The organism is Kitasatospora sp. NPDC088548, assembly GCF_044753005.1.
Lineage (GTDB): Bacteria > Actinomycetota > Actinomycetes > Streptomycetales > Streptomycetaceae > Kitasatospora.
On the sequence record NZ_JBIVMI010000002.1, the window covers coordinates 543220 to 559631 of the forward strand.

Sequence of the window (16412 nt, forward strand, 5' to 3'; positions counted from 1 at the left end):
CCCTTCCTGGTGGGTCGGCTGTGCGGGTGACGGGTCAGGGGGTGAAGTCCACCGGGAGGCGGGCCGGACCGTGGACGACCCGGTGCCGGTGGGTGGCGACCTCGTCCGGGTCGGTGGCCAGTCGCAGGTCGGGGAAGCGGTGCAGCATGGTGGTGAGCAGGGTGCGCAGTTCGGTGCGGGCGAGTTGGTCGCCGATGCAGTGGTGGGGGCCGTGGCCGAAGCTGAGGTGCTTGGCGGCGTCGGGGCGGTGGGGGTCGAAGTGGTCGGGGTCGGTGAAGCGGGCGCCGTCGCGGTTGGCGGCGGGCAGGTGGAGGACGACCCGCTCGCCCGCCGCGATGGGCTGTCCGGCGAGGGTGAGGGGCTCGCGGGCGACCCTGAGCAGGCCGAACTGCAGGACGGTCGCGTGGCGCAGGGTTTCCTCGATGACGCCGTCGACGAGGTCGGGTCGGCGGCGGACGGTGTCCCACAGGCGGGGCGGGCGTAGCAGGAGGAGGGTGGCGAGGCCGATGACGTTGGCGGTGGTCTCGTGGCCGGCGATGAGGATGAGCTGGGCAAGGGCGGCGATCTCGTCGTCGGTCAGCGTGGTGTCGGTGGCCTGGGCCTGGAGGAGGCCGGAGAGCAGGTCGTCGGCGGGCTCGGCGCGTCTGGTGCGGATCAGGTGCAGCAGGTAGTCCTTCATCTCGGCCTTGCTGGCCAGGAGTTGTTCGCGGGTGCGGTCGAGGGAGAGGAGTTCGGCGGTGAGGCGCTGGTAGCGGTCGCGGTCGCGGTCGCGGTCGCGGTCGGTGTAGGGGACGCCGAGGAGTTCGCTGATCACCAGGGACGGGACGGGCAGGGCGACGGTGGTCATCAGGTCCACCGGGCGGGGGGCGGCGGCCAGGGCGTCGAGGTGCTGGTCGACGATGTCCTGGATCCGCGGGGCCAGCAGGGCCATCCGGCGGGTGGTGAACTGGCCGCTGACCAGGCGGCGCAACCGGGTGTGTTCGGGCGGGTCGCTGGTGAGCAGGTCGCTGGGGCGCAGTGCGGCCATTTCGGCGGGGGTGATGAGGCTGGCCCGGATGTGGGAGTTGAGGTGGGGGCGCCGCGAGCTGAGCCGGGGGTCGGCGAGGGCGGTGCGGACGTCGTCGTAGCGGGTGACCAGCCATCCCGGTGGGCCGTCGGGGAAGGCCAGCGGCGCCACGGGCAGTTCGGTGCGCAGGTACTGGAGTTCGGCGGGCGGGTCCAGCGGGCAGGGGCGGTCGACGGGCAGGGGCCTCGGTGCGCGGGTGGTACTCGCCTGTGCAGGGCGCCCGGTCACCGCGTCTCGTCGCTGTCGCAGCCGGTCAGGGCGAGCAGGACCCAGGTGTCGGTGAAGATGGGCGCGTCGAACAGCAGGGGGCGGGGGGCGACCTGGTCGGGCAGTGCGGTGAAAGCGCCGTCGGGTCCCTGTCGGGACAGCAGATGGGCCACGCCCGCCCGCACGACGGCGTCGTCCTGCGGGCGTCGGCCCATGGCGGCCAGGGCCATCAGCGAGTAGCAGGTGCTGGTGGTGTCGCTGGGGTCCTTGGGCCGGTAGCCCCAGCCGCCGTCCTCGTTCTGCGCCCGGGCGAGGAACCGGTGGGAGGCGGCGCTCGCATCGGCGATGCGCTCCTGGAGGGTGGTGCGGGTCGGTTCGGGCAGCGAGTGCAGCGCCCACATCGCCCGCCAGATCGTGTTCGCCTCGCTCAGGCTCCAGCTGCGCTCGAACGTGCCGTCCTCGTGCTGGGAGTCCAGCAGCCAGCGGGCCGCGCCGTCCAGCAGGTCGCCGTGGTCGGTCCCGTTCCATGCCAGCGCGCTGACCGCGCCGGCGGTCATGCCGACCTCCGACGGATCGCCCTTCACGTAGGTCGGGAACCCGCCGTCCCGTCCGACGATGCCCCGCAGGTACCCGCCGGCGCGCAGCAGGGCCTCACGGTGGCGCACCGGGTCGACGGTTGCCAGGCAGGCCGCGACGTAGGAGGTGTCGTCCACGTCGTTGTGCCGCATGTGCTCACCGAACGCCCAGCCGCCGTCCGGCATCTGCTGGCCGATCAGGTAGTCGCACATGCGGTGCAGCAGCGCACGGTCCGCTCCCGCCCGGGTCAGGGCGATCCCGGCGGGCGCGGTGCTGAACACGTCCAGGTCCGACATGCTCGGCACCCCACCGTCCGGGTTGCGGCACACCAGCACCGCGGCCACGCCGGTTTCGACCAGCCGGTGGCCGGGGGCGAACTCCTGGACGGCCAGCAGCGCCAGCAGGTGCGCGGCGGGGTAGTTCTCCCACACCGGCGCCCGGCTGGAGCCCAACAGCTCCAGCAGGCGCTCGCGCTCCCCAGCGTCGACCTGCGCACCCGTACCGAGACCGTGCGCGACCAGGACCCGCACACTCAGCATGATCATCTCGACCCAGGTGACCGTGTTGTCCCCGTTCTCGCTGCCCCGGTCCGCCGCGCGTGGCGGGCACAGCATCGACGCGTCGAACGGCACAGCACCCGCCACGGCCAGGCAGACGTCGAACAGCAGCCGCTTGCGCGCCATCGAGAAGTGGTCGAACCCGGCCAGCAGCTCACCGCCGACCACATCGGCGCCGACCGTCCGGCCGTGCAGGACCGCCTGCACCAACGCCGCGTCGAACCCGTCGGCCTGCGCCTGCGGGGCGGCCAGGAACTCCGCGAGCTCCCGCTCCTGCCGCGGGTGGTCACCGCGCCGGCGCAGCAGTACGAGTAACAGCGCCGACTCCAGCGTCCGGCTGGTGCACGGCCTGCGCACCGCGCCGTCCGGGCCGACGGCCACACTCAGGCTCGCGCACACCCGCTCCCGGGCCGCCGCGAACCCGTCCACCGCTTCCAGCCTGCGGGCCGCGCCCGGGCGGGCCGTCCCGATCTCACCTGTCGTCACCGTCAGCTCCTCGGTCGGGATCACGACAACGAGGACGAGCGAAACGCACACCCCCGCCGCAAAGCCGCCGATGTTCGAAACTGGCGCCCAGACGACCGACTTGCGCCGCCGACTGCACGAACCGAGAGCACCCGCTGCCGGAGAATCGCGCACCCGGCGTGCACCGCGCGACAGACCTTCAACGAACAACCGGCGCCAGGCAGAGCGCCCACCCGACCGCCGCCCGGGTCACCCGGCTCGCCCGCAACCTCCTCGCCGACCTCGGCGAACGGGCCGCAGGCTTCCGCTACCCGCCGCGTACCGCGACAGCCGCTACACCCACGCATTCGACGCCGTCTTCACCGCCGACGGCATCGAAATCCTCAAGAGCGCGCCGCAGACACCACGGATGAACGCCCACGCGGAGAGGTTCATACGCACCGCCAGGTCCGAGTGCACCGACCGGCTGCTCATCTACAACGAGCAGCACCTGCGGCACCTGCTCGCCGAATACGCCCGGCACTACAACTCCGCCCGGCCGCACCGAGCGCTGCAACTTCGCGCTCCTGCCGACAACCCCGACGTCATCCCGTTCCCCGCACCGCACATCCAGCGCCACGACGTCCTCGACGGACTCATCCACGAGTACCACAACACCGCTTGACGAAGACCAGAGCAGCTGACGAACACGCAGCTCAGCGCATGTGCAGGACTTTTGGAACCCTACCGGCCGGCCGTAGCAGTCCGTACAGCAGCGAGAGCAGGGCCGCCGTCACCAGCACGTCCACCCAGCGCAGCGCGGGGCGTCGCCACACCCCGCGCGACGGGAAGCCGCCCTCGCCCGCCACCCGCACCACCCCGCGTCCACACCGCCGCCACCGGTACGCGGACACTCAACCATCCCCGCGCGGCCCAACGGGCGCGCCGGCGCCCGTCGAGGCGTTCAAGCGGCGCGGTGCGGACTTCGTGGTCGCGCGCACGCTGCAGGAGCTCGTGGAGCGGATGAACGCGCTCACCGACGATCCCCTGCTCGACGCGGCGCTGCTACGCCGGCAGATCGAGGCGCGCGACCTCCAGGTGGCCAACCCCTTCGGCAAGGACTCGCAGGTCCAGGGCATCCGCAACGCCCGGCGCCACCTCGGCGACCGGCTCGGCCGCGCCGCCGCGCCGCACCGCATCCTCGACCCGGCGGCCGGCCCGCTGATCGGCGTCAAGCTGCACGTCCTCACTCGCAAGACCCTCGGCGGCATCCAGACCGACCTCGACTCCCGGGCCCTCGGCCCGAACGGGCGGCCCGTCGAAGGCCTGTACGCGGCGGGTGAGGTGGCCGGTTTCGGGGGCGGCGGGGTCCACGGATACAACGCGCTGGAGGGTACCTTCCTCGGCACCTGCCTCTTCTCGGGCCGGGCGGCCGGGCGCGCGGCGGCTCGCGCCACAGCTGTCTGACTGATCGTCAACTATTGCTTTCCTCTGCTTCTTTCGGCCGAGTTCGGCCCTGGCCTTCGCGTTTCGGTTGGGGCTGGCCGAGCCGGGTCGATCTTTGGGGTGGTGGTGCTCGGCCTGTTCGGGGCGGGGTGGGCATGCCGAGGGCCCGACGCGCGGTCGGGTGCTCCTTGGGTCCTTGGGTCCTCGGGTCGTGGGTGGTCGGTGGCGGTGTCGTCGGGTCAGGTCACCGTGCGGGGCCGCGCTGCGAGGCGGGCGAAGGCGAGGGTGAGCTCGTGGCGCCAGGGCCAGGCGGAGGCGACTCGAAGGCGGATGCGTCGTGCGGCGCGGGTGATCCGGGCGGCGGTGTGCAGGATCCGGTAGCGGAGCTTCTTCGGCTCGGCGGTGGCCGGCTCGCCGTCCAGCAGCAGGGTCCGCGCCCGGGCGAGCAGGTCGACGGCGGTCAGGGAGAGCTCCGGCCAGGCCGCGTTGATGGCGAAGTGGCGTGAGGAGAGGCGCCCGAAGCCGGTGGTCTTGCCGCTGGGGGTCCCCGGACGGAGTCTGGGGGAGGATGTGGTCCTCGACTCCGGCGTGGGCGCGGTGGCGGACCTCCGGGTGTTGCGGCGAGCCTCCACCGGCGGCGGGCGCGTCGGCGAGGAAGACCTGGTGGCGCATCCCTTCGTCCAAGTCGAAGAGCGAGAGCTGGGCGCCGGGGTGGGGGCGTTCGCGCCGCACGATGGCCCGGGTGCCGTCCGGGTGGCCGGCGAGGTCGACCATGCCGGTCAGTTCGGCGACCTCGGCCCCGGTGCGGAGGGAGCCGTCCTGTTCGAGGGTGGGGTGCCAGAGCTGCTCGGGCAGCGCGCGGATGGCTTTGCGGAACTCGGCGGCGATGGCGTGTCCGGGGGAGAAGGTGGTCGGGATGCCGCGCTGCCTGAGAGTGCGCAGGTGGGTTGGGAATGCCTTGGCGCTGCCCGCGATGTCGGCGCGGATGAGGATCTCGGTGCCGTGGCGGTGGGCGTCGGGGATCTGAGCGAGGGCGGCGTCGACCGTGATGTGGTCGGCGGCGGTGTTCACTCCGGCGTTGCCTGGTCGCAGGAGGATCACGAGCGCCCGGCCACCCGACCTTCGAGTGAGCCACCCCGACTCGGCCCTCTGGATCCCCCCGGGTACTTCATTGCGGCCCATACGCCGATCACGCCGAGCCATGACATCGCCCTCCTCATCCCTGATCCCCCCAAGGAACATACGCAGAACCGAAAAAACCGGCCAGCCGTCATGTTCGCCCACTTGCCCCTTGGGCACGGCGGCACCGGTCGCCGGCAAGTCGCCGGAGATCGCACGGCGGGGTGAACTCCCCGGTGCCCCATTGGTGTTCACTCACCCCTCGGCACTTTTCGACAGCCGGCCGATGACACGCGGATCGTTTCAACCCGCCGCGATCTCAAGTGGGGGGCGAAACGCAGACGCAAAACATGCGCAGATACGACAAGTTTGAATAAACCAGTGCTTTACTCCCCTTCAGAATCGGGTGCTTGCCAGCCTGATTCCGGTGCGTGGACGGGGTCCGATACTGCGCGCGCCGTGGCTTCCTATCAGGAGGGTGTCCCGTAAGTGGGCTGGTTGAAGCGGTGGTTGCGAGCTGGCGCCGAAGGACCCGGGGAGAGACCGCCACCGCGGCAGCCGGAGTCCCGGCCCGGCGCGGACAGGCGAGGCCGACCCGAGGAGGTACCGGAGCCGGTCCAGCCGATGTCCGATCCCGTCACGTCGTCGACGCCACCGCCGCCGGAAGCGGCACAGGACGACACCGAGTCTTCGACGACCGTCCCCGCGGAGGCCTCCGGCCGAACGGAGACCTCTGCCGGCGCAGCCGCCGAGCAGGCCTCGGAGTGGCCCGGCAGAGGGCAGTTGCATCGAGCACGAAACGTTCTTCGCGGGATACCGCGACAGAGACCGGAAGGTACTGAATGAGCACCATAGTTCGCCGCTCAGGGCGGCACAGAGGGCGCCCGCGCCGCTCGCTCACAGGACTGCTGTTGATGGCCTTGCTCATCGGAGCAGGCGCCTTCGCGACCCCGGTCGTCATCGCGCCTCAGTCGCACGCGGCGGCCGGTGACCCGTTCGATCCGGCCGAACCGCAGGTGTTCATCGGGCAGGACGTGCCGACCCGGCCCTACAAGGCGATCACCGGCGCCTCCGGCAGTGTCACCTGGGCCGGAGATCGTCAAGCCGGGTGCGGCCGTGACGTACACGCTGACGGTGAAGAACAACGGGCCCGGTAACTCCAGCGGTTACACCGTGACCGACACCGTCCCGACACCGCTGACCAACGTGAAGACCTCGTGAGGGTGTGGAGGCCGGCGCGGCCGAGGGCCGTGTAGAGGGGGGTCGGCGGTGCGCGGCATCGGCGCTCTGCCGGGCCTGGTAGGCGGCCTCGGCGGCGCGGCCAGGGTGAGCCCGGCCGCCCGGCGCCGGACCCGGGTGCGGATGTCGCCGAGCAGCTGGTGCTCCTGGTCCTCGTCCTGATCCCCGGACTCGTCCTCGTCGCCGGGGTGGGCGGGGTACTGGGCGAGGGCGGCGTGCGACGTCGATCCGGCCTCCCACGCCTCGGCGTGCAGCACGGGCTGCTCCCGTCCGTCCCGGTCCCGGGTGACGACGAGCCGGCCGTCGACCAGGGCCGCCCAGCCGGCCAGGCCGTCGATGTCCTTCTCCACCCAGCCGCGGGCGAGGCCGGCACCGTGGTGCAGGGTACGGATGCCGTCGTGGCCCGACCAGCGCAGCCAGATCGCACCACGCACCAGTGCAGAGTCGAGAATCGCCCGGCCCAGGTCCCGGCGGGCGGGCACGGGCCGGCTGCGCTACGCGGCGGCCCCACTGCCGGACGTCCTGTTCGTTGGCGGCCACCTGGGTAATGCTGGTCATGATGCCGGCGGCGGCCAGCGAATCCCGCAGTTCGCGGAACTCCTGGCGATCGTCCGCGGTGAGTTTGTCCCATGACGACGGCATGGCGAGGCCCTCCGGAGAGGTGTGCTGCGCGACCCCGGCGCCAAGGTACCGGTGCTCCCGGCAAGCCCCGGCAGCGACATCGGAATCGTCCACCGCGACCCGGCCACCAGAGGATTCGTCGTCCGGTCTCTCGGCTGGATGGTCGAGCGAGCCTTCGGCCGGCTTGTTGAGCGAGGCCCAGTTGATGCGACGGCCGTACGGGCGCCGACCGTCAGACCGCTTCCGTCGGCTTCGGCTTGGAGACGAGAAGCTTGTAGTCGACGGAGACAGAGAAGGTCCCCGAGGAACCACGGATGCTCAGCTCATGGGTTCCGGGAGTGAGTGGGTCGAGCCGCACCCACAGGCCGCAGGACCAGGTGAAGATGCCCGGTGGCTCGCTGATCGGGCTTCCCTCGACGGGCGTCAGCCTGATGCGAGTGGAGGCGAGTTCCTCGTGCGGCAGCGTGCGGCTGTCGAGAACGGCGCTTCCCTTTGCCTCGTTCATGAAGCTCAGGCAGTCCGAGGACTCCCCGCTGACCCGGTTCACCAGTGGAAACGCCACCGACGCGCCCTCAGGCACTGTGCAGGTGCGTGTTGCCGCGCTGCCGAAGGTCCCGGCCAGGAACCAGATCCCCTCGTCTCGCTGGCCCCGCGAGCAGAACCGGCCGTCGGTGTCCATGACCGGGTTCTGCGAGGCCTCGGTCGATGCGGCCCAGTTCCACCACATGTGCTGGAACTCGGCCGAGGTGAGGTCGCGCAAGGCGATCCGGGCGGGTTCCGACTGTGTTTCGGCATCCGGAGCGGGCAGAGAGGAGGGGCGGGCGTGCGACGGGGACACCGGATCAGGGCTGCCGGAGCAGGCCGCGGCCAGAAACAGAACGGCAGTGACCAAAACCGGGAAACGCATGAGACGCATGCGTGTACCTTACGGAGCGGCCGTCAGGGCCCGAACACGGCCCCGCCGGTGGCCCGGGCCGGACCGCGTCCCGGACGGATCGGAGCGGGCATGGGAGCGGCGCCGACGGGCATTCCCGAGCGCGCTGGTCGCCCTGACCGGCACACCACCGCGCCCCGGTGCGGGCGCCGAGCACCGCACGGCGCAGCTGGCCGCCTGCGCGCGGCTGTGGGAGCAGCCGGGCCCGAAGGGCGGGGCGGGCGTGGGAGCTGCACCGGCGGACCTTCCCGCGGCTCCTGGTGGTCCTGGTCGGCACCACCGCCTCCTCGGCACGCTCGGCCGTGGCCGACCTACGACTGGCCGCCGAAGCAGCCAGCCACCGCCGAGCTGCTCGCCCTCGCCGGGCCCGGCCTCGCCGCAGGACGCGGGCCGCGATGCCGCGCTCGCGGAGGAACACCCGGACGAAGTGGTGGTCATAGGCCTTGTCGGCGCGCGGTTGGGCTCCCACCTGGCGTGGCATCAGATGGTGTCCGCTCCTTTGCGGGTGATGGGCCGCTGAGCGCCTGACCGAGAACCGGTCACGTTGCGCGGGAAACGGCTGATGATCGGGCGAGTCGGCGGGTCATGAGGATGATCACCGACCACTTCACCATGGCCTCGTGGTGGTCGGGCAGCCGCTCGTAGTCGCGGACACAGCGGCGTCTGCGGCAGATCCACGACAGCATCCGCTCGACCACCCAGCGACGGGGCAGCACGACGAATCCCGTCATGTCGTCACTGCGTTCGACGATCTCCACGGTCAGCGCGAGCCGCGCCTTCGCCCAGGTCACGAGCCTGCCGGCACAGCCGCCGTCCGCCCACACGCGCTGAATACGATGGTGGATCTGCCGCAGACGCATCAGGAGCGGCCGACCGCCGTCGCGGTCCTGCACGCTCGCGGCGGTGACCAGCACGACCAGCAACAGACCAAGCGTGTCCACCGCGACGTGCCGCTTGGTTCCGTTCACCTTCTTGCCTGCGTCCCAGCCGCGGCCTGTGGTGGCCACGGTCTCGGCGGCCCGCAGCGACTGCGAATCGACGATCGCCGCGCTCGGCTCGGCATCGCGGCCCTCCCGTCGGCGAAGCCGATCCCGGAGCCGATCGTGCAGGTCGTCGACGGCCTGGGCCCGTTCCCAACGGACGAAGAAGAAGTAGACGGTGGCGTGTGGCGGGAAGTCCGCGGGCAGGGCCCGCCACTTGCAGCCGTTGTCCACCACGTACCGGATCGCATCCACGATCACCCGGCGGCAGTGCTCTTCCGGACGCCCGCCCTTCCACCACCGCCACGCCGCCAGGGGCAGCAGCGGTTCCGTGACCAGCCACTCCGCATCGCTCATGTCCGAGGGATACCGACGCGGCCGCGGCGGGTGCGCGCCACCGCGGCCGAACCGGCAGGCCACGCAACAACACGCCGGAGCCGGTTCAGAGTTGGTCTCACCAGTCCCGGCAGGGTCAAAGGACACAAGGAGCTCCTGGCAAATGCGACCGGCCTAGCCTCCGCGGACGAGGATCGGGGTGCCGTGGCGGTGGGCGTCGGGGATCTGGGCGAGGGCCTGGTCGATGACGGTGATGTGGTCGGTGGCGGTGTTCGCTCCGGCGTTGCCCGGCCGCAGGAGACCTGCGAGGGCTTCGCCGGTGTCGTCCAGGAAGCACAGCGGCGGGTGGTAGCCGAAGCCGCGTTTGTAGGTGGGGGCGGCCTGTTCCTTCTCGGAGTGGCAGGTGACCAGGGTGGCGTCGATGTCCAGGACCAGGCCCGGAAGTTCACGCCCTCCGGCATGCGAGGCGGGTATGTCGCGTCCGGTCTCGGAGGCCTGCAGCCAGGCGACCTCGCGGGCCCTGGCCCGCGCTGCCCGCAAGGCGTTCAGGGCTGCGGTGTCGATGCCGGACAGGACTCGCCAGGCGGTCGGGGTGGAGGCGACGGGGCCGAACACGTCGCGCTGGTCGCGCAGCACGACCAGGTCGGCGATCGCCTCGCCGCCGTCGGCGAGCATCACCGCCAGATCCACCGCGACACGGCCGGGATCGTGCCCGGTGCCGCGTGGTCGCAGCCGGCGCAGGGCGTCGGAGAAGGTACTGGTCAGGGTGGTGGCGTCGGCCAGATCCGCCAGCAGACGCGAGCCGGCGTGGTTGACCACTCCGTGCCCGTCGGCGCTGATGACGAGCTTGGGGCGTGAGCGGGTAGGGTGCACGCAGAAAGTGCCTTCCTGCTGGAACGACTGGGACCTTAGACAAGCCTCATCGTTGCAGCTCAGAAGGCACTTTCGCTTTTCCGATCATGATTCGGACGCGACCCCGGATGAAACGCGCAGGCTAGCAACCGCCAACCGATCGGCACCGAACTGCAGCGCGCGGTCGAGGCCGGCAGCACAACCTGTGAGCTGCAGGAGAGAACGGTGTGCGATGTTGGCCTGGAAGGGGTGTGGCAGGTCGGCTTGTCTCGTACCTGGGACGACGACTGGGAAGGCCACGCACCCCGACGGATTCGTCCATGCTCTGTGCGTGCTTCCGGCCTGACGCCGTCCTCCGAACCGGACACTGAGCCGGAAGAGGCGGAGCCGGTGAGCCGCTGGAAGATTGCTGCGCATGGAGTGAGCTGAAAACGGCAGACGAGGGCGGGTGCCCTCGCCTGCCGAAGGTGTGGAATTCAGATGGCTATTCCGGGGTTACCAGAATAAAGTTTGGAGGCCATCCGGAATCTCGACTTCGCGGTTGATCGGACGGGATGAAGTGTGCGCCTTCAGGGATCTGGCACCGCGAGATGATGATTCCCCGGAGGCAGTATTCGCACCAGAAGTGCGCGGACGCGGCCCCGAGCCCCAGCGGCCCAATGAAAACCAGCTTCAGGGAGCGGCTTCCGCAGTTTGGGCATTCGTCTTCGATGCGACTAGGGTGAGATTTGATGGCTCGCTGGTAGCTGTTCAGCCAGCTTTCCCAATCTGCGCGCTTGCTCTGCATTCTACCTGTCTCCTGCGGCCCGAGTTTGTCTAGCGGATATGTTTCCCCATATTCTGCCACCACTCCTCCTCCTGGGCATATGCGCGGTCCTCCCATGGTTCCGCCTCCTCCTGCGACTTGGGGTAGGGAATGCCGCGTCGAATATCGTCGACGTGGATCTTCTCATGAAATAGCGTGCGGGCCAGTGTCTCTTCGTTCAGGAAGGCATCGCGGGCGAGTACGACTGTCTGATCCGGCCTAGTGAAGCCTCCAAGCCCGGCGGTCCCCTTGCATAGTTCCACCGTAATGTTGCTGTAGTCGATGCCGAACTTCTTTGCGGTGGCTTGGATTACGTCCGTGTTCATGAGTAGCTTGGGTCCAGAGCCGGTCCGCTTGGCCCGTTGAAGAGCCACCTCGCGCTCAAGGCTGGAAAGTTGATCAGTTATCGCCGATGCTTCGAGCTTCCCTCGGCCAGTCATCCACCTACTGAGGCCTCCGAGACCGGCTACCGCGACTTGTTGGGCGAGTGCGTCGGCGTTCTTTTCCACGAGATCGGCGACGTTGGTGCAGCCGAATTCGCGGAGTTTGGCTGCGGCGACATACATCGCGTAGGCGGGGCGGACGGGGAAGTACTTGTCGACGAAGGCGCCGGCGCCGCCGTTGCGGCCGGTGACGGCGTTGAAGACGTCGCCGACGAACTCGAAGGGGGCTTTGGCGCCTTGAGCGAGCCAGCCGCCGACGTTTCCGAGGGTTACGTCGTCGGGGTTGTCGTCTTCGGGGACAGGCCGGTGGGGTCGGTGTAGATGGTGGGTGCACCAGCGGCGTAGGTGTACCTGGACGCGCACGGGGAGTTCGCCGGGGTGGCGAGGGGGTCGCGGGTGTTGAAGCGGCCGTTGGCGGGGTCGTATTCGCGAGCCCGGAGGTATTGCTTGCCCTGCAGGGCCGGGTCGTTGTACTGACCGGCGAAGCCGAACGGTGTGGGCGGGGCGCTGGTCGCGACTGTGGCGGTGCCCGCTTGCCCGTAGGGGTCGTAGGCGGTTCGGCTCTTCTGCTCGCCGGTGGAGCCGGTGAGGTCGGTGGTCGAACCGAGCCAGTCGTGGTGGAAGTGGGAGGTGCCGTATGGCGTGTGCTGGCTCTGGGGGAGTCCGAGTGGGTCGTAGGTGTAGTCGCCTATCAGTGCGCCTGAGCCGTCGGTCTCGGTGGCGATCTGCGGCAGACGGTTGTTGATGTCCCAGGTGAGGCAGGCTTTGCCCTATTTTATAGACACTTACCTGTTATGCGACCAAGTCCAGGTTAATGACGCTCGCGGCGTGTTGCCGTTCATAGTCGACGGGGCTGCGGTATCCGAGGGCGGAGTGACGCCGCCTTCGGTTGTACCAGGCCATCCAGGCGAAGACCGCCATACGGGCCTGTGCCCGGTTCAGCCAGCGTGAGCCGTAGAGCAGTTCGCGCTTCAACGTGGCGAAGAACGACTCGGCCATCGCGTTGTCGTAACTGGAGCCGACCCGGCCCATCGAACGCCGTGGCCGGGCAGTTGACGTCCGCCCGCGTGCGAGGCGGGTATTGCTTCCCGGGTCTCGCCGGCCTGCAGCCAGGCGATCTCGCGGGCGGCGGCCCGGGCCGCGCGCAGGGCGCTGAGCGCGGCCGCATCGATGCCGGCCGGCAGTCGCCGTGCGGTCGGGGTGGAGGCGATGGGGCCGAAGACCTCGGGCTGGTCGCGCAGCAGGGCCAGGCCGGCGATCGCCTCGCCGCCGTCGGCGAGCATCACCGCGAGGTCGGCGGCGATCCTGCCCGGGTCGTGGCCGGTGCCGCGCGGACGCAGCCGGCGCAGGGCGTGGCTGAAGGCTTGTGTGAGGCCGGTGGCCTCGGCAAGATCCGCCAGCAGGCGGGATCCGGCATGGCTGACTACACCGCGCCCGTCGGCGGAGACGACGAGCCGGGGACGTGACCCGGTAGTGTGCACGTAGAAAGTGCCTTCCTGCTGGGCTGACAGAGACCTTCGACAAGCCTCATCATCCCAGTACAGAAGGCACTTTCGCGTTTCTGATCATGACCCAGACGCACCCGCAAGTGAAACGCGCAGGCTAGGGAGCGTATTTGGTCGCGATCAAGGGGTGATCCTGTTGAGGTCTTTGATCCAGATCATCGCGCCGCGGAGATGGAGGCCGGCGAGGTAGCCGGCGAACGTCTTGTCGTAGCGGGTGGCGATGCCTCGCCAGGCCTTCAACTTGTTGATCAGCCGTTCGACAGTGTTGCGCTCTTGCAGAGGTCGGCGTCGTGGCTGACGGGCCGGCCGCCACGGCTGCCCTTCCTCGTCCGGTTGACGGCCTGGTCCTCCTTCTCCGGGATGACGGCCTTGATCGCGCGTTGACGCAGGTGGGCGCGGTTGCCGCGGGACGAGTAGGCCTTGTCCCCGGCGACCGCGTCGGGCCGGGTGCGGGGACGGCCGACCGGCCCGTGAACCCGTAATTTCTTGAGCACGGGGATGAACTGCGGACTGTCGGCGGCCTGTCCCTCGGTCAGCACGAACACCAGCGGTCGGCACTTCCGCTCACCGGCGACATGGATCCTGCTGGCCTGCCCGCCTCTGGAGCGTCCGGGCAGGGCGGCCTTCAGCCGGAGCCTGCGCCGCCGCCGGGCACGTCGTCGTTCTCGCCCCGCCTCGCGGCCTCCGCGATCGTGCCCTCCAGCAGGGCTTCGAAGACGCCCGCGTCACGCCATTGCCGGAAGCGATCGGAGACGGTTGACCACGCGCCGAACTCCGCCGGCATCTCCCGCCGCTGCCCTCCGGTCCTGAACCGCCAGATCACGCCCCCGAACTGCTGCCGCAGCCGCTCCGGGTACGGGCCGTACTCGCCGATCGGCAGGTACGGCTCGATGAACTCCCATTCCGCATCCGTCAGTTGCACTCGCGTCACGCGACATGATCTACCTGATCAGGCCTCGCCGTGAGGGCGATTCCCACAGATTGATCGCGACCCGATACCCGCCCTAGTGCTGTGACCGGGATGGTTCACCGTGATCGGAAGGCGGCTCGCGGGATGAGCGCGCACGCGAAACGGCTGGTATTACTGGGGCATGCAGGAAGAGACCGCACGCTCCGCGATCGACACGTTCATCTCCGCGTTCAACGCCTCGGACGACAGCTATGTGACTGCCCTGCTCTCCCAGGCCCTGACCTCAGACGTGGTCTTCTGGGGGCCGTTGGGCCGCATCGAAGGAATCGCGGCGGTCGAGCGGTTCGTGCTGGACATCCGGCGCCACCCGGCGGGGACCGGCACGATGCTGCGCTGCTCAGCGGTGGACATGCCTGACGAGTGGGCCCGGTACCAGTGGGTCTTCACCACGCCCGATGGAGGCCCCCGCCTGGCGGGAACGGATGTCGTCCATCTGCGGCGGAGCCTCATCGACCAGGTCATCGTCTTTGCGGGGGAGATCGAGCCGTTCGCCTCCTGAGTCATCCTTCTGTCGCTTGTCCTTCTCCTGAACCTGCCCCGTCGGCGTTCGGGGGCTGCTGTTCGCGGTTGGTCAGGCTGCGGTGTTGAGGGGGCGCCGCCCCAGCGGATGCCCTTTTCGCTGCGGATGCGGGCCCGTTCCTTGCGTTGGGCGGCGAGTACGTCGGGGTGGCGGGCGTTGGTGTTGCGCCAGCGCAGGTAGCGGTGCAGTGCCTGGGTTTGCGCGGGGTGACTGCGGTGGTGGGAGTTGGCCAGGGTGAACTGCCGCAGCGGGCCGAAGTGGGCCTCCGCATCCGCCAGGAGCCCCGCCCGCATTACCCGCCCGGCCCGGGCAATCTCCTCACATACCCTCAAGCCGTTCATGGAGCTCCTCGGCGAATCGCGTCCGGTAGACGCCGTGGACGATGGCCCCGGGAGACTGGTAGCCCCTGTGCTCAGGGTCCGAGACATCCCCGTCCCACGGCGCCACGCCTTCTGGAAGCAGCGGAGCACGGCCCAGATACATCTGAGCGACTTCTTCCAGCCGCAGTTCTCCCACAACCACCGAGCTCCACAGCCCGTAGCCCTGCCCGACCACCCACATGCACAGATCTTCGGTGCTGTCTTCGGACCAGACGTCCCCATCCACGCTCACACCTTCCGAGAAGTCGGCCAGCGATTCCGCCGCGGACTCGTATGCGAGCGCGAAGGCTTCAAGCACCTCCCGCGAGTGGGACTCCAACCACAACTCCAGAGCAGACAGACGCGGTCGTGTCGCTTCCAGGACCTCCCAGAACCAATCAGAAACATGATCCGGTCCCATCTCGGCTCCTGTGTCGACAGCTGCGGTACTCGCCCGACCGTACAGCGCGGTGGAGTTCCCTGGACGCTCCCGGGCCTCGTCGTCGGCGAATGGCGCTGACCATCTGCACAGTCACCGGTTTACAGTCAGGCACTCAGTGGGCGTTTGATGTGAGCGGATTGCCCTTTATACCCTGGTAAGTCCCTCGCCAGGTTGGTGTGGTCTCGTCCGTTATGCGCTTGGCGAGGTTGTCGATCGAGGCGATGTGGATCATGGCTTCGGAGCTGGCCGGCAGGGTCTCGTAGTCGCGGGCGAGGCGCCGTCTTAGCATGATCCACCCCAGGCTTCGTTCGACCACCCACCGCCTTTTCGCCACTTGAAATCCAGGGGCGTCGGATTTGCGGTGGACGACCTCGACGTCGACTCCCAGGCTGGCTCCGTGCTCGACCACGGCGTTCTCTTCGCTGCGTCGGTTCCTTGGCTGGTCAGGGGCATGTTGGTGGAGGTCTTCACACTCTGGGTGTCGATGGCGGATGCTGTCGGCTCGGGGTTGCGTCCCTCCTTCACGCGGGCCAGGCCGGTCAGGTCGTAGTTGAGCTGGGCAAAGATTCCCTCGTCGCGCCAGGCGGCGTAGTAGGCGTAGACGGTGCCGTGGTTCGGGAAGTCGTGTGGGAGGTACTTCCAGGGGATTCCCGTTCGGTTGACGTAGAGGATCGCATTGAACACGTCGCGCAGTTCGACCTTTGCCGGCTGTCCGGTGGGCCTGCGGTCGAGCCGAGCTTTCCTCCAGGCCGTCAGTTTCGGCTCGATCAGGGCCCATAGGACGTCGGACAGGTCGCATCCACAGATACCAAGGACACCGGCTGCAACTGGCTGACGCCCACGGAACGTGTGCATCAATGTTCACCAAGCCAAGAGCGAGGGATCCGCGTCTACCACCTCGACTCACGGTTGTAGGCAACACACAAATCCGCCGCACGGCCCCAGACGCTCTCACCCACGCCCCCTCCACCGCCCGCAGCACGGCGGCGGC

At 69.3% G+C, this 16412-nt stretch carries 16 protein-coding genes and 5 pseudogenes; 5 read left to right on the plus strand and 16 right to left on the minus strand.

The window, feature by feature from the left end:
* Positions 1-34: 34 nt before the first annotated feature.
* Positions 35-1294 (minus strand): cytochrome P450, encoded by a 1260-nt coding sequence (locus ACIP82_RS05305; RefSeq protein WP_400651076.1) that lies wholly within the window; start codon positions 1292-1294, stop codon positions 35-37.
* Entirely contained in the window at positions 1291-2892 is a 1602-nt protein-coding gene (locus ACIP82_RS05310) for a prenyltransferase/squalene oxidase repeat-containing protein (RefSeq protein ID WP_400651079.1), read from the minus strand. Before ACIP82_RS05310 ends, ACIP82_RS05305 begins: the two co-directional genes overlap by 4 nt.
* Positions 2893-3280: 388 nt before the next feature.
* On the opposite strand from ACIP82_RS05310, the gene ACIP82_RS05315 reads away from it, so the two are divergent.
* A complete protein-coding gene (locus ACIP82_RS05315) occupies positions 3281-3535 on the plus strand; it encodes an integrase core domain-containing protein (protein ID WP_400651082.1) in 255 nt (84 codons plus the stop codon).
* 31 nt (positions 3536-3566) lie between these two features.
* Here ACIP82_RS05315 and ACIP82_RS05320 read toward each other — a convergent pair whose 3' ends face one another.
* Positions 3567-3764: a hypothetical protein gene (locus ACIP82_RS05320; RefSeq protein WP_400651162.1), complete on the minus strand. Its 198-nt coding sequence runs from the start codon at positions 3762-3764 to the stop codon at positions 3567-3569.
* 25 nt (positions 3765-3789) lie between these two features.
* Here ACIP82_RS05320 and ACIP82_RS05325 point away from each other — a divergent pair.
* Positions 3790-4317: pseudogene (locus tag ACIP82_RS05325) on the plus strand (FAD-binding protein); the annotation flags it as partial.
* Between the two features lie 218 nt (positions 4318-4535).
* On the opposite strand, the gene ACIP82_RS05330 reads toward ACIP82_RS05325, so the two are convergent.
* The gene (locus ACIP82_RS05330) at positions 4536-4928 is read right to left on the minus strand and encodes a transposase (protein ID WP_400651085.1); all 393 of its coding nucleotides are present in this window, start codon (positions 4926-4928) and stop codon (positions 4536-4538) included.
* A gap of 31 nt (positions 4929-4959) precedes the next feature.
* Between ACIP82_RS05330 and ACIP82_RS05335 the strand changes: the two genes are divergently transcribed.
* On the plus strand, positions 4960-5643 hold the full coding sequence (locus ACIP82_RS05335; protein WP_400651087.1) for a hypothetical protein: 684 nt from the start codon (positions 4960-4962) through the stop codon (positions 5641-5643).
* An 849-nt stretch (positions 5644-6492) separates the two neighbouring features.
* Positions 6493-6636, plus strand: a complete 144-nt coding sequence (locus tag ACIP82_RS05340) for a hypothetical protein (RefSeq protein WP_400651089.1) — start codon at positions 6493-6495, stop codon at positions 6634-6636.
* Here the strand turns inward: ACIP82_RS05340 and ACIP82_RS05345 are convergent.
* From ACIP82_RS05345 to ACIP82_RS05385, 9 genes and pseudogenes are all read right to left on the minus strand, one after another.
* Positions 6582-7088: a hypothetical protein gene (locus ACIP82_RS05345; RefSeq protein WP_400651092.1), complete on the minus strand. Its 507-nt coding sequence runs from the start codon at positions 7086-7088 to the stop codon at positions 6582-6584. The genes ACIP82_RS05340 and ACIP82_RS05345 overlap by 55 nt on opposite strands.
* 419 nt (positions 7089-7507) lie before the next feature.
* Positions 7508-8191 (minus strand): signal protein, encoded by a 684-nt coding sequence (locus ACIP82_RS05350; protein ID WP_400651095.1) that lies wholly within the window; start codon positions 8189-8191, stop codon positions 7508-7510.
* 557 nt (positions 8192-8748) lie between these two features.
* Positions 8749-9546, minus strand: a complete 798-nt coding sequence (locus ACIP82_RS05355) for an IS5 family transposase (protein WP_400651098.1) — start codon at positions 9544-9546, stop codon at positions 8749-8751.
* A gap of 162 nt (positions 9547-9708) precedes the next feature.
* Positions 9709-10461 (minus strand): annotated as a pseudogene (locus ACIP82_RS05360) (transposase); the annotation flags it as partial.
* A 732-nt stretch (positions 10462-11193) separates the two neighbouring features.
* Complete coding sequence (locus ACIP82_RS05365; protein WP_400651101.1) at positions 11194-11988, minus strand: hypothetical protein; 795 nt, start codon at positions 11986-11988, stop codon at positions 11194-11196.
* Positions 11895-12371, minus strand: a complete 477-nt coding sequence (locus ACIP82_RS05370) for an RHS repeat-associated core domain-containing protein (RefSeq protein WP_400651159.1) — start codon at positions 12369-12371, stop codon at positions 11895-11897. The genes ACIP82_RS05365 and ACIP82_RS05370 overlap by 94 nt, the downstream gene beginning before the upstream one ends.
* A 46-nt stretch (positions 12372-12417) precedes the next feature.
* Positions 12418-12624 carry an integrase core domain-containing protein gene (locus ACIP82_RS05375; protein ID WP_400651104.1) on the minus strand — a complete coding sequence of 69 codons (207 nt, stop codon included), beginning with the start codon at positions 12622-12624 and terminating at the stop codon, positions 12418-12420.
* A complete protein-coding gene (locus ACIP82_RS05380) occupies positions 12597-13106 on the minus strand; it encodes a transposase (protein ID WP_400651106.1) in 510 nt (169 codons plus the stop codon). Before ACIP82_RS05380 ends, ACIP82_RS05375 begins: the two co-directional genes overlap by 28 nt.
* Before the next feature lie 144 nt (positions 13107-13250).
* Positions 13251-14061 (minus strand): annotated as a pseudogene (locus ACIP82_RS05385) (IS5 family transposase).
* A 160-nt stretch (positions 14062-14221) separates the two neighbouring features.
* Here ACIP82_RS05385 and ACIP82_RS05390 point away from each other — a divergent pair.
* Complete coding sequence (locus ACIP82_RS05390) at positions 14222-14599, plus strand: nuclear transport factor 2 family protein (protein WP_363612767.1); 378 nt, start codon at positions 14222-14224, stop codon at positions 14597-14599.
* Between the two features lie 89 nt (positions 14600-14688).
* Here ACIP82_RS05390 and ACIP82_RS05395 read toward each other — a convergent pair.
* The 3 genes and pseudogenes from ACIP82_RS05395 to ACIP82_RS05405 all read right to left on the minus strand — a co-directional run.
* Positions 14689-14886: pseudogene (locus ACIP82_RS05395) on the minus strand (IS630 family transposase); the annotation flags it as partial.
* A 52-nt stretch (positions 14887-14938) separates the two neighbouring features.
* Positions 14939-15400 carry a hypothetical protein gene (locus ACIP82_RS05400; RefSeq protein WP_148836477.1) on the minus strand — a complete coding sequence of 154 codons (462 nt, stop codon included), beginning with the start codon at positions 15398-15400 and terminating at the stop codon, positions 14939-14941.
* A 133-nt stretch (positions 15401-15533) separates the two neighbouring features.
* A pseudogene (locus ACIP82_RS05405) lies at positions 15534-16276 on the minus strand (transposase).
* Positions 16277-16412 lie beyond the last annotated feature (136 nt).